This is a genomic window from Desulfosporomusa polytropa, assembly GCF_055380075.1.
This window is the reverse complement of the sequence record NZ_AP042400.1, coordinates 3,803,808-3,817,842: the sequence shown is the minus strand read 5'-3', so window position 1 is coordinate 3,817,842 and position 14,035 is coordinate 3,803,808. Positions and strand designations below refer to the sequence as shown.

Below are 14,035 nucleotides of genomic sequence, written 5' to 3'. Positions count from 1 at the left end.
ATTGCCTAGGATTTTTTGAGTAAAACATCTTGACTTCCTTCAAGAACCGTCATCTTATTGGGGGGCGACGCTGCAATCTCAGACTGGGAGGTAAGCACGATGGGTATTTAGAGGCATGTTCCTAGACTTTAACAACCCAATCGGCTGGAGCCTCCAAATCACCAAATTGAATACCACAAAGAGTGTTGTACAGTTTGGTTGTATTTGGACCAACTTCCGTTTCACTATGGAAGACGTGGAGGTTACCTTTATATTGGATTCCACCAATTGGAGTAATAACAGCCGCAGTTCCGCAAGCACCTGCTTCTTTAAACTCCTTAAGATTATCAATCAAAACGTCCCTCTCTGCCGCTTTTAAACCCAAATATTCTTTAGCTAGATAGAGGAGGGAATATTTCGTAATGCTTGGTAAAATCGAAGGCGATTTTGGTGTGACAAATTCGTCATTCCACGTAATACCGAAGAAATTGGCTGAGCCGACTTCTTCAATTTTTGTATGAGTTAATGGATCAAGATAGATACAATCACCAAACCCATCTTTTTTCGCCAAATGATAGGAGTATAGACTTGCTGCATAGTTGCCGCCAACTTTTGCAGCTCCTGTTCCATATGGAGCTGCCCGATCAAAGTCGGAAACAGTAAAATTGACAGGCGTCATACCACCTTTGAAATAAGGACCAACAGGGATGCAGAAAACCGAAAATAAATATTCCGGGGCTGGACCGACACCAATATTATCTCCGACACCAATTAGTAACGGTCTGATATAAAGAGTGGCACCAGTACCATAGGGAGGAACATAGGCTTCATTGGCTCGTACTACTTGTAATACGGCATCTACAAATTTTTCTTCAGGAATTTCCGGCATTAACAGACGTTGAGCACCGAGATTTATCCGTTTGCCATTTTCATAAGGCCGGAAAAGTTGGATATCCCCATTCTTTGTTCTGTAGGCTTTTAATCCCTCGAAACATTGTTGTCCATAGTGCAATGCGGTTGATGCCACACTGATTGAAAGTTTATTATCAGTTACTAGTTGGCCCTCGTCCCATTTACCATCTTTCCAAGTAGAAACATAACGAAAGTCTGTTTGCATATAGTTAAAACCTAAATTACCCCAATCAATATTTGCTAGTTTACTCATAATATTGTCCATCTCCTAAATAAATTATTAAGCTAACCTATCCATGGCAGGATAAATGCTAAAAAGTCCCCCATGATTTGTATTTTGACAAGCAAACGTCAAACGAGTTTTTTCAAGTAATTCATTACCATACCCCCCTGTAAAAATAAAAAACTCTTGCTCCTTCAAGTCAAATAGACTTAAAGGGGCAAGAGATAATTCTCGCGGTACCACCCTTTTTACAGATAAAACTATCTGCATCTCATCAGGTCAAACAACCCTAGCAGAATAACGACTGCACTCCTTGCGGAGCTGAGACCGGCGCAGCTTACTTTGCAGTTCAGCCTTGCTGTTCAGGAGCGACGTTTGCATTCCCATCGTACCGGTTCACACCACCCACCGGTTCTCTGAAACGACATAGAGCGCAAGTTCTCCCTCATCACATTTACCATATTAAGTTAAAGTGTAGTTTTGCTTTATTTAAATATACGCTCATAGTTAGCTCCTGTCAACGAAATTAAAAAATTTTATCTTTGAGCGACATAAATTCTTTTTCAAATTCGAAAAGCATAGGGACGGTTCTATTGCTTCCTTTTTTCTTTTATGCTAGATTGGAGGAAAAAGATGGCGGGGGAAATGCCAAAAATTGTAAGAAAGAAAAGTAATAGCGGTATCTATCATGTTATAGTAAGGGTTGCGCGCCGCGAGGTGCGCTTCTACTTGCCAGAGCTTCCTTGTGAAGTATAAAGGCCAGACCAGTCAGATGTTGTTCAAAAATACCATAACAAAACCCTCCTGCAGGACATCTCATCCAATAACACGAAAGTAACAGCAGGCAGAAGGGATTATGAACTACACGGAATATCGTATTCTCTTCTGCCTGCTGTGGTTCTAAAGTGAAGTAATTCAGCGTGATTGTCATAGTAAGACAGCGTGATTGTCCTATCCAGGCTCAACATAGCTGAGGTATACTCAAAAATAAACAAACAGGGATTTAACTAACGAGGAGTTGAAGAAGTGCAAAAAAAATCTTAAAAAAGAAAATTCTACCTGCGCTATGTTTGGAAAGGTATGTTTACAATACAGCCTGCTTATGCTGCTATTGAAACAGGATATACAGTTTCAGGGGATAATGTTACCGTAAGTACCTGTGAAATTTCGATTACCAAAACGGTTGCTGATTTTATTATCGTATTTGGTGTTGCAAATGGCGGGTATAGTAATTTTATTCTTAGCAATCCATTAACGACGATTATGGCAGGGGCAAATCAACGTCTTCGTATGCGGAAGTGTGTGGGATATATAATGTTGCCATGATTCAACAACGAATATAAGTGGAGATGCCGTTATAACAGTAACAGCAACAGGTGGTAGCGCTACGAATATTTCTTAATGGTAGTACGCTACATTCATCAGAATCCCATAAAACCGTAGAAGGCCCAAAGATGGAAACATATCAGTGGGGAAGCTACCGAGAATATCTCGAAAAGATTAGATTGATTGATCTTATACGCCTGCCATTTCATCATTGAGTTCCGCCTCTACTCGACGTGCGATGCGTAGTAACATTTATTTTATCGTTAATTACAGAGGAGTGTGGATATATTGCCGGAAGACAAGCCCAAAAAACCAGCGAATCTAGCCTATGGAGTAGAAGATAGTATGCCATTAAGATCATTTATTCCATTGGTTTTGCAGCAACTTATTATGCTGTCGGTTGATTTAATATTTCCGGTGCTGATTGTTGCGGCAATTGGCGGTACAACTGAATTGGCACAAAGTGTTGTCAGTCTGATGATGGTTGCCATGGGAATCGGCACACTGATGCAGGCATGCCATAAAGGGCCACTTGGTTCTGGATATTTTTGTGCACAGGAAACTGGTGCGCCTTACTTTCCTGCTTCTGTAATGGCAGTGAAGGCCGGTGGTTTTCCGTTGCTGTTTGGTATGACTATAGTAGCTGGCCTATCTCAGATATTGATGAGTCGGGTGCTGCATAAAATGCGTGTTCTATTTCCGGTGGAAATTACTGGCCTGATTGTTACAATGATGGCTGTTTCTTTTATCAATTACAGCATTCCGAGTTTTATCGGTCTGGATAGAAACGCGGGAGTAAGCACTGCCACCACAGTTGGGATATCCTGTTTGACACTAGCTGTAATTATCATGATGCATGTGTGGGGCACGGACAGAATGCGTGAGTATTCTATCCTCGGTGGGATTTTGGTTGGTTATGTGGTTTCATATTACACAGGAGTTCTTACTGAAGTCCATCTAAGCAAATTTGCGGATGCTCCGTTTTTCGCCTTCCCGGACATGGGCCATGTCGGCTGGTCATTCGATTCCGCTTTGCTGGCTCCATTCTTGGTAGCCGCATTTTGCTCCAGCATCAAAACTATCGCTAATATTTCTACTTGTCAAAAAGTTAACGATGTTAATTGGCGACGGATGGATATTCATACGGTGAGTAAAGGGCTCTTTTCGGAGGGATGTAGTTCGATAATAAGCGGGCTTTTAGGTACTATGGGTCAAACCACCAGCTCTGGCAGTGTCGGATTGTCTGTAGCTACCGGAGCTACCAGTCGACGTATTTCCTACGGAGTAGGAACGATGTTCATCTTGCTTGCCTTTTTACCCAAAATTGCAGCATTATTTGCTATTATGCCTAAGCCAGTAATGGGCGTCATTTTGCTAATCGAGATCAGTTTTGTGCTACCAACTGGAATGCAAATATGTTCTTCACGGATGCTGGATGCCAGAAAAATATTTGTTATCGGTTTGTCCTTTGCCTTCGGTATGGCGATCGAAATTATTCCTGATTTTTACATGGTTTTGCCGGAATGGTTGCAGCCTTTATTTAAGACGAGTATGGCCATGGCTTCCATAATGGCGATTTTTCTGAGTCTAATTTTTCGAATTGGTATTGATAAGCACCGAATCATCGAATTAGAACAAGGCACCACATCTTCCACCACTGTGCTTGATTTTATGGAAACCAGCGGGGAAATTTGGGGCGCGCGCAGCGAAGTAATCAATCGAGCCGCATTTGCTATCAATGAATTTGTCGAGTCAGCGACCGAACTTGGTCTAGCTACTGGAAAAATAAAGGTAGACGTCAGTTTTGAGGAGTTTAATCTTGATGTAGATATATATTATGATGGATTATTGATGGATTTTCCTGCGGTACGTCCTACAGAAACTGAATTAATGGAAGATGAGTCTGCATTTATCAGGCTGTCCGGTTTTCTTATGAGAAAGTACGCCGATAAAATGAAATCGAAAATGAGTAATGGCCGTTGCCATGTACAATTTCATTTTGATCACTAACAACAGCGTAGTATTGATTGTTGCTGTTGATATCAGAAAAACAAAAAAGTAGTTGCATAATAACACTTATTATGTTATTATCTAAATAAGCACAATCCCTATAGCGACCTAGATTCAACCAAGTATTGCAGAGGTAGAAACTTTCAGTTTCCGTTGTTGCAAAGAGGTTAGTATATCTGGCTCAGGATAGTGTTTTTTGTTTACCCGTTAGTATCTTAGTCTTCTAACCCTAAGTATTGAATTTAAGTAAGTGACTGTTTGAAACAAGTTTTTTCATCTGGTTTGTAGTGATCCATCTTGTCTATCTGGTATATATATCACAGAGTACAGGCGAATCAATTTAGTAAGTTTGGAACAGGTTGTTTGAGATTGTCGTGTATAGTTTAATGCTATAGGGATGGTGCGAGTAGCAGGTAGGAAGGTTAGCCTTCCTACCTGTTTTGTGGTGCGCCCAGCATGGGGGCTTACTTGTTGGGAAAGATCAGAGGGACGGTTCTATTGATGCAATGGGAATAAAGTGGTAAAATTATATTGAGGTGATCACTAATGCCACGACAAGCGCGAAAACAGAGTCGAAGTGGGATATACCATCTAATTATCCGAGGGATTAATAAACAGGTCATATTTGAAGATGAAGAAGATAGAGAAAAGTTCATGTGGTGTTTGCAATACTATAAGGAAGTAAGTCAATATACAATTTATGGGTATTGCTTAATGGACAATCAAATACATCTGCTGATCAAAGAAGGCAAGGAATTGATCAGCAAGGCTATGAAAAGAATTGGAGTAAGTTATGTATCGTGGTTCAACCGGAAATATTGTCGCTGTGGGCATTTATTTCAAGATCGATTTAAAAGTGAAGCTGTAGAGACAGACGAATATTTCTTAATGGTATTACGCTACATTCATCAGAATCCCATAAAAACCGGAGAAGGTCAAAAGATGGAAACATATCAGTGGGGAAGCTACCGAGAATATCTCGAAAATAGTAGATTGATTGATACTGAGTTTGCTCTGGGGATATTTTCTCCAGATGCAGACGTTGCGGTTGGTATGTTTAAAAGATTTATGAACGAAAAGACCGAAGATAACAGTATAAAAATTCACGGTGCATATAGGTTGACAGATCAAGAAGCTAAGCTTGCTATACAAAAAATAGCTGAGGTTACCATACCTACTGAAATTCAAACTATAGAAAAAGAGAAGAGAAACGAACTTTTACGGCAAATCAAAAAAATAGACGGGATGTCAACGAGGCAGATAGCGAGGTTAACAGGCATAACGCAAAGTGTAATTGTACGAGCTTGACTAAAAAGCACCGTCCCATGCGATGCCTTGGGAATGGCAGTTAATAGCAACAAATGAGGAGTGATAATTAGTTATGGCAAAACAGAAATTCTATGCGGTTAAGGTGGGCAGAAATCCAGGTGTATACAAAACGTGGGCTGAGTGCCAAAAGCAAGCCATGGGATATCCAGGCGCATTATTTAAGAGCTTTCCCACCCAAGAAGAAGCCCAAGAATATGTCAGCGGGAATGTTGCTATCACGCCTGTTGATAGCAATGAGAATGATAGACCAGCAGGTAAGCACTATGATATATATGTTGATGGCAGCTATGACAACAGTAAGAAAAAGTATAGTTGGGCATTTGCTGTATATGATGGTTCGCAAGTAATACATACATCTAGTGGAGTAGGTCAAGACACAGAGGCTGTCGCTGTCCGTAATATTGCTGGCGAACTGGAAGCCACTACTGAAGCTGTTACATGGGCTGAAACTCAAGATATTGGCTCAATTACTATTCACCACGATTACATAGGTATATCTGAATGGGCTACTGGCAAGTGGAAAACCAACAATAAGATTACTCAAAGCTATGCAAGCTTTATTCGCCCAAACCTTAGTTGGGTCAGGTTCAACAAGGTTGCCGGTCACACAGGTGTTGAGGGTAATGAGCTAGTAGATAGACTTGCCGGGGAAGCGTTGAGAAGGGTGTAAATTAATATGTTTTTGCTATTTTTCAATGAAAAAAAGAAAGCATCGGGCTTCTTCCTAATTAGTGCTTATTTATTATAGAGGGCTAAACTTCGATCTCCTCCGGCTTAAGGGAAGATCATTACAGTTAAGAATAAATGAGGTATAATATTACTTAGAACACACGTAAACTGTCTATGGTTTAATTCTGTTGAAGGGGAATTGTAAAAATGGATTGTGGAAAATCGTCGCATGAAATGGGAAAAGGACAATTTACATCCCAAGCACTGTCAGATATGTTATCATTTTTCCATTATACTTCAGATCAGTATATCGAAATTCAGAATTACTATACTAACTTAATAAAATACAATCAACCCCCATCAGAACAGTCAATCGTTAGAAAGACTATATTAAATTCTTGGATTCGCTCGAAAGATAATAATGTAAAACCGGATAAAGCGCTTGCATTGAAAAGAGCAAGCGACCGGCAAATTAAGATTTTGCTGAAGGACAATAAAACACTTATTAATTCAGCAATGCCTTTATTAACGAATCTAGCATCTTATAATCTTATTAATAAATCCGCTGGTCTATCTTTATATGATAAAAATGGTATTACCCTGTTTGTTGCTAATAGTGCTTTAAATGGAATGGGACTAGGCAATGATTTGTCCGAGGAAGCGGTAGGGACTACTTCCCATGCCCTTTGCGTTAATTTAGAAACGCCAGTGTATGTTCTTTCACCGGAAAACTACCACCCAGATTTAAGAAAACCGAAAGTTGCATTTTCTGTACCTATTTACGATCAAGCAGATAAAATCATAGCAGCATTAACGATTCCATATTTTGAAGAGATTAAACACACTGAAATGGAAAAGTCCCATTTTTCATGGATGCTTAATTTTTTATTTATGTTAGAAAAAAATATTGAACAAGCTATCGTATCACTAACTTACAAACCCCAAATCAGGGTAGAAGATCTTTCATTTGATACGGCGATGTCTTTAGTTGACGAATCTGTTATCGCTGTTGATTCAACAGGAAACATTTCATATATGAATAATAATGGGGAAGCCTTGTTTGGAATAACAAAAGATCAAATAATCGGAAAATCATATTCCAATATTCTCGGGGTAATACCTGAAATAGAGAAACTCTACAAGAAAAAAATAAAAAATAGTAATTTGACTGCAGAGTATACTTGTGTGAGTAATGATCATAAATACCTTATTAAAGCGAAACATTCATCTACTGAACTAGATGAAAATTCTGTGTTAATCTGTATTTCCAGTCTGACAGGGAACAAGAAACCTGTACCAAGAAGTGAAGCTACTACTCATCAAGTGGATACAATTTTTGGCGATAGCGAGGAAATGCTTAAAGCCAAACAAATAGTTAAGAGAGTAGCTAATACTATGAAAAGTATTTTACTGCTTGGAGAAAGTGGTACAGGAAAAGAACTGTTTGCTCAGGCAATTCATAAAGAATCGCGACCGGAAGGACCTTTTGTTGCTGTCAATTGTGCAGCCTTACCGAAAGGTATTCTTGAAAGTGAACTTTTCGGCTATGAAGGAGGCGCCTTTACTGGTGCAGACAAAAACGGACGTATTGGAAAAATCCAATTGGCACATGGCGGAACACTTTTTTTAGATGAAATAGGAGATATGCCATTAGAATTACAGGCGGTATTTCTTCGTGTTCTAGAAGATAAACAAGTTATGCGTATTGGGGGAACAGAATCTAGCAAAGTCGATTTTCGTATAATAGCAGCAACTAATAAAAATTTGCAGGAAATGATTAGTAATAATAGCTTTAGGGAAGATTTGTATTATCGTATTGCAACTTTCGAAATTTTGATTCCCCCACTTCGCCAAAGGAAAAAAGATATTTTAAAACTTGCTGAGCGTTTCATTGAAGAAGAATGCGCAACGCAGACTGCAATACCCCAGATGGATGATGCAGTAAAACAAAAAATTCAGAGATATGAATGGCCAGGAAATGTACGAGAATTAAAAAACGCAATGGATTATGCAATAAGTATGTCCGTAGGTGGAAAAATTACCTTGGATGATTTGCCCGGAAAAATAACCAAAAATGAACATTTGAATCAGAATACGGGTTCAGCAAAAACAATGGCCGAATTAGAGAGAGAAGCTATTGAGGATGCTCTATTGTCTGCTAATAATAATGTGAAAGAGGCTGCAAATATACTACAGATGAGTCGTACCACTTTATATCGAAGAATTAAAGAATACGGCATCTGCAATATCGATTTAGACTAAATAACGATTTAAAAAAAATAAATGAGTTTCAAATTATAAAGGATGTCTCTATAATTTTGAAACTCATTTTAATTCAAGTCTACAGTCCCGAAACCGCATTGATACGTCCTATCTTACATTCTGAATTTATTAATCGCGCCTTGTAATTCTTCTGCCAATTGTGCCAGGTGGTGACTGGAAGAAGCGATCTCTTCCATTGAGGCCGATTGTTCTTCTGTCGCAGCAGAAATACTTTGTGTCTGGCCAAAAATCTCACGGCTGACACCTTCAACCTCTTTCATTGATACCAGAACTTGCTGGCTGAAACTGGCAAGTCTATTCATACCAGTGGCTACTTCATTAGAAAGCGATGCCACTTGTTTGATATGTGTCTCAATATCAATGAAAGATTTACCGGCCTGCTCAACCACCTCGGAGCCTATTTTTACTTCTTGCGTACCATTAGCCATTGCAACTACAGCCTTATCAGTTTTACTCTGGATATCACCAATCAGTGTTGCAATTTGCTTAGCTGCGTCTTGGGATTGCTCAGCTAGTTTCCTAACTTCTTCTGCTACTACGGCAAACCCTCTGCCTTGTTCGCCTGCTCGCGCTGCTTCAATAGCAGCATTTAATGCTAGTAGATTGGTTTGTCCGGCAATACCAGAAATTGTTTCGACAATTTGTCCAATCTCTTTAGATTGTTCTCCTAGTTCAGTAACTACCTGAGCAGAGTTATCTACACTCTGCCGGATATTGTTCATTTGGTTGATAGCGCCCTCCACGGCCTTATTTCCTGCTGCCGCGAAATTAACAGCCTTGGTAGCGATATCAATCGCATTCCCTGTCTTAGCAGCCTCTTCCTGGGCACCAGATGAAATCTTTTCCACCATCAATAGCGCTTTCTCTACAGCATTCACCTGGCGTTCCACACCCTGAGTTGTATCGGTAATTGAGGCACTAACCTGGCCTGCGACTTGAGCTACCTGCTCAGCATTCGCGGTTAGTTCTTGCGAAGACGCAGCTACCTGTTCGGAAGAGCCGTTGATGCGTTGTACCAGGCTGCGCAAGTTACCAACCATAGTTTCGAAAGAGCGAGCTACATGGCCTATTTCATCCTGAGAGTAAACATTGATGCTTGTCAACGTAAGATCGCCATCGGCAATGGATTTAGCTGTAGTCTCAATTTTTCTTAACGGCTTAGCGAATCTGTCTGCCATTATCATCACTACAATAGTGGCTATAATCAGCACAATAAGACTGGTGAGTAACGATGTCCAAGTAAATGTGTCTAGCTTTGCCCTGATTTCATTTGTTGGCACATTTACGCCTATTGACCAGTTACATCCGGGAATCGGCGCATAGGCAAGATATCTCTTAATCCCAAAATTTTCGTAGCTTAAAATTCCTTGTTCTCCGTTGATCATCTTTTCCGTAGCAACCTTTAATGTTGGAGGTGCATTAGGATCAGTAAGACAGCTGATCGAGTTAATCAATTCTTTGTTAGGATGCATTATGATGGTTCCGTTTCCTCGAATCATATAGGCATAACCTGTTTCACCGGACTTTACGTCTGAAATTAATTTTTCTAGCTCTTCTATATGAGTCATAGCGGCTACTACACCAATGATGTGGTTTTCGGCGCGAATGGGAACCGAGATAACAACCACCGTCTTATTAGTCTCTTTGGACACTAGCGGATCAGAGATAAAAGTTTCTCCTTTAATTGAGCGTTGGAAGTACTCACGTTCTGCTAAATTTCTTGTCACTCCTTTCTGATCAAAAGAATCTCCTTTTTCATCAATCCATATCAGACCTTCGTAAATCTTAGCATTGCGTAGCTCTGCACTTAGGTAAGGCATAATTATCTCCCGATTGCCACTGGCGATAATCGGTGAACGAGAAATTGTTGCAATATCTCGTTTATTACTATCCAACCAACCACTGATTTGTATGGCACTACTTTGTGCTTTACCAGTAAGTTCTAGTTCCGCATCTTGTAGTATGATTTTTTGGGCTTGCCAATAGTTAAGGCCTGACACTAGACCTAGTGCAAGCACGACTAAGGTAAGAACAATTGCAGCAAATTTCACCTTAATAGTTTTCATTACTAAAATCTCCCCTATATTGTTTTTGCGATTTTTCTGATATATTATCCTAGTCAGAGAGATCGCGAAATTCAAGCACATCAAGCTTTTTGCGATTGTTTTTAAAGCTGCTTTCATTCCCACGACGATATTGGAGGGCGAATGAAAGCGCCACTGTATGAGCAAGGGATTATTTCTTTTTCGGTAAATTTGGGAACAGTTCTAAATTTGCCATAGCATATTTTTAGAGTCCGATTAGAGAAACAATAAATGGTACCAAAACGGCCAACAGCACAACCATAGCCAGGGATGGTATAAGTCCAACCTTCAAGGTATCAGTCATTTTATAATAACCCTTATTGTAACTTATTAAAAAAACTGGATTGATTGGGATCAAGAATGTTGCACCAAAACCAAATGCAATTATAAACGCTGTAATTACCGGGGGAAAACCACCTGCAGTTGCAACCGACACCATGGGTGCAGTAAACATTGCAACGCCGGCCGGGCCAACTGGAAATACGGCATGCATACAAACGATAAATAGTGAAAAGAGCAATAGGATAGGAAAAACTGCAAGATTTTGCGTAGAGCTGATAAATAAATCTGCGATCCATTTAGCGGCTCCGTTGGTTAAAACTGCCGCCGCGACAACATTTACACTACCGAATACGATCACAACTGCCCAAGGGACTCCTGCGCAGAACTCATCCCATGTCATTAGCTCAATTTTAGGCAAGAACATTGCAACTAATCCGACCATCGCCACTGTGGTCGCGTTAAGCGCTGGAATCCAGCTACCTGCAATCCACAATACAAACAACGTAATAATAGCGATTTTAACCTTTTGCTCATAGATGTCAGCCTTTCCCTGTTGGTTTGTTTTACTGCGTAACTCTGCTAAGATTTCCCCTTTAATCGGTTCTGGTTTAAAGATCTTAACAAGAGAAAACCAGGTTATAAGAATCATCAATAAGAACATGGGGATTCCTACAGCCATCCATTGCAGAAATGTTATCCTAATACCTGTATGTTCTTCGAAAAGACTGAGTGTAAGAATATTAATATCGGTTCCTGCAGGTGTACCGAATCCACCAATCATCGAGGCAACCGATATTCCTATCATCAGGCATTTACCCAAATTTGAAAAACAGGGTTTTGCATCCATGGCCTTCAAAATGGGGAGGGATAAACCAATAAACATTAACGCAACTGGCGTATTCGACATAATCGTGGAAAGTGTTGCGGTGCAAAGCATAACCGCGAGTACCAATTTTTCGGAATTGGCGCCAGACCAAATCAGCATTTTATTGATTATCTTATCAGGTATTTTCGTTTTGTTTAGAATTACCGTTATCGAAAAGGCCGCAATGATGAAAAACACGGCTGTATTTCCGAAACCTTTGAATGCACTTGTCATGTCCATAACCTCAAATATCGGGACAAGTATCATTAACAACATTCCCGTAATCGCCGAGGGGAATGTTTCACAAATCCATAACACAATTCCTGCTGCCAAAATACCCAAAGCAAGCAACCCTGCTGGGGAAAGACCTGCTGGAGGGGTCATATATTTTGCGCCTATTAAAACTATAGAAGCAATAATAAGGCCTACAAATTTTTTTTCCATATAACATACTCCCCGATTTATTTTCAATATCATTATCAAGGGCGTTTTTGAAGATACCTAAAGAAATTTAAATATGACATTGCCAGGTTTGAACCTGGCAATGTCATATTTAAGCAAGATGAAGCCATTACGGTTCAGCAATCCCTTTAGTTTCATTGAAGCGTTTCATGTCTTTTGTTAGCAATATCCTTCCTTTATAATCCAATTAGAGAAACAGCAAAGGGTACCCAAATGGCCAACATAACTATCATAACCAATGAGGGTATAAGTCCTCCTTTTAACGTATCCAGCATTGTATAGTAGCCCTCATTGTAGGTTAACAAAAACACTGGATTGATTGGAAGCAACCATGTTGCGCCAAAACCAAATGCTAGAATAAATGCAGTAATTACCGGTGAAAAACCACCTGCAGTAGCAACTGTAACCATAGGTGCAGTAAACATTGCAACTGCCGCTGGACCAACTGGAAATACCGCATGCATACAAACAATAAGAAGTGAAAAGAGTATTAAGATAGGTAAAACTGCCATATCATGAATAGAGCTTATGAATAAGCCGGCGATCCATTTCGCTGCACCGTTGGTTAAAACTGCCGCAGCAACAACATTTACACTACCGAATACAATTACAACCGCCCACGGGACACCTGCGGAGAACTCATTCCATGTCATTAATTCAATTTTAGGCAAGAACATTGCGACTAGTCCGACCATCGCTACTGTGGTTGTATTAAGTGCTGGAATCCAGCTTCCTGCAATCCATAATACAAACAAAGTAGTGATGGCGAGTTTAACCTTTTGCTCATAGGCGTCAGCTTTTCCTAATTGACTTGTTTTTCTGCGTAAATCTGCCAAAATCTCCTCGGTAATCGGTTCGGGCTTAAAGATCTTCACGAGAGAGAACCAGGTTGCTAGCGTCATCACCAGGTACATGGGAATTCCTACAAGCATCCATTGCAAAAATGAAACTGAACTGCCTGTAGCTTCTTGGAAAAGACTGATTGTAAGAATGTTAATATTGGTTCCTGCAGGTGTACCGAATCCACCAATCATGGCAGCTATCGGTATTCCGATCATCAGGCATCTGCCCAAATTGGAAAAACCCGGTTTGGCATTCACAGCTTTCAATATGGGGTAGGATAAACCGAGAAACATTAACGCAACTGGTGTATTCGACATAATTGTAGAAACTGTTGCAGTGCAAAGCAAAAACCCAAGCACTAGTTTTTTAGAATCTGTGCCAGCCCAAAGCATCATTCTAGCAACTATCTTATCAGGGATTTGTGTCTTGCTTAAAGTTATCGTTACTGAAAAGGTCGCAATGATGAAAAACACGGCTGTATTTCCGAAACTTTTGAATGCACTATTCATATCCATAACGCCAAATATGGGAACAAGTATCATCAAAAATAGTCCGGTGATCGCCGAGGGGAAAGTTTCACAAATCCATAACACAATACCTGTCGCCAATACGCCCAAGGCGAGTAACCCTTGTGCTGAAAGCCCTGCCGGAGGGGCCATGAATTTTGCACATGCTAAAATTATACAACCAAGAATAAGGCCAATAAATTTTTTTGTCATGTGACACACTCCTACATATTTTTAGTGACAAAGAACACGTAAAACATCC

General features: G+C 40.1%; 9 protein-coding genes and 1 other annotated feature. Of the genes, 5 read left to right on the top strand and 4 right to left on the bottom strand.

Going from position 1 to position 14,035, the window contains the following annotated elements:
• Positions 1-121: 121 nt before the first annotated feature.
• Positions 122-1,144 carry a branched-chain amino acid aminotransferase gene (locus ACZ449_RS19475; protein WP_464257718.1) on the bottom strand — a complete coding sequence of 341 codons (1,023 nt, stop codon included), beginning with the start codon at positions 1,142-1,144 and terminating at the stop codon, positions 122-124.
• A gap of 180 nt (positions 1,145-1,324) precedes the next feature.
• Positions 1,325-1,572, bottom strand: a binding site (T-box leader).
• A 622-nt stretch (positions 1,573-2,194) separates the two neighbouring features.
• Between ACZ449_RS19475 and ACZ449_RS19470 the strand changes: the two genes are divergently transcribed.
• The 5 genes from ACZ449_RS19470 to ACZ449_RS19450 all read left to right on the top strand — a co-directional run bounded on the left by ACZ449_RS19470 (position 2,195) and on the right by ACZ449_RS19450 (position 8,710).
• Positions 2,195-2,440 (top strand): hypothetical protein, encoded by a 246-nt coding sequence (locus ACZ449_RS19470; protein WP_464257717.1) that lies wholly within the window; start codon positions 2,195-2,197, stop codon positions 2,438-2,440.
• Positions 2,441-2,728: 288 nt separating this feature from the next.
• A complete protein-coding gene (locus tag ACZ449_RS19465) occupies positions 2,729-4,450 on the top strand; it encodes a uracil-xanthine permease family protein (protein WP_464257716.1) in 1,722 nt (573 codons plus the stop codon).
• 546 nt (positions 4,451-4,996) lie between these two features.
• The gene (locus ACZ449_RS19460) at positions 4,997-5,758 is read left to right on the top strand and encodes a transposase (protein WP_464257715.1); all 762 of its coding nucleotides are present in this window, start codon (positions 4,997-4,999) and stop codon (positions 5,756-5,758) included.
• Positions 5,759-5,831: 73 nt separating this feature from the next.
• Positions 5,832-6,449, top strand: coding sequence for a ribonuclease H1 domain-containing protein (locus ACZ449_RS19455; RefSeq protein WP_464257714.1), 618 nt, complete (start codon positions 5,832-5,834; stop codon positions 6,447-6,449).
• Between the two features lie 206 nt (positions 6,450-6,655).
• The gene (locus ACZ449_RS19450; protein WP_464257713.1) at positions 6,656-8,710 is read left to right on the top strand and encodes a sigma-54 interaction domain-containing protein; all 2,055 of its coding nucleotides are present in this window, start codon (positions 6,656-6,658) and stop codon (positions 8,708-8,710) included.
• 113 nt (positions 8,711-8,823) lie between these two features.
• Here the strand turns inward: ACZ449_RS19450 and ACZ449_RS19445 are convergent, their stop codons facing one another.
• The 3 genes from ACZ449_RS19445 to ACZ449_RS19435 form a co-directional block, all read right to left on the bottom strand.
• Complete coding sequence (locus tag ACZ449_RS19445) at positions 8,824-10,797, bottom strand: methyl-accepting chemotaxis protein (protein WP_464257712.1); 1,974 nt, start codon at positions 10,795-10,797, stop codon at positions 8,824-8,826.
• A gap of 223 nt (positions 10,798-11,020) precedes the next feature.
• Positions 11,021-12,406 carry an SLC13 family permease gene (locus tag ACZ449_RS19440; RefSeq protein ID WP_464257711.1) on the bottom strand — a complete coding sequence of 462 codons (1,386 nt, stop codon included), beginning with the start codon at positions 12,404-12,406 and terminating at the stop codon, positions 11,021-11,023.
• A gap of 194 nt (positions 12,407-12,600) precedes the next feature.
• Positions 12,601-13,986, bottom strand: a complete 1,386-nt coding sequence (locus ACZ449_RS19435; protein ID WP_464257710.1) for an SLC13 family permease — start codon at positions 13,984-13,986, stop codon at positions 12,601-12,603.
• Positions 13,987-14,035 lie beyond the last annotated feature (49 nt).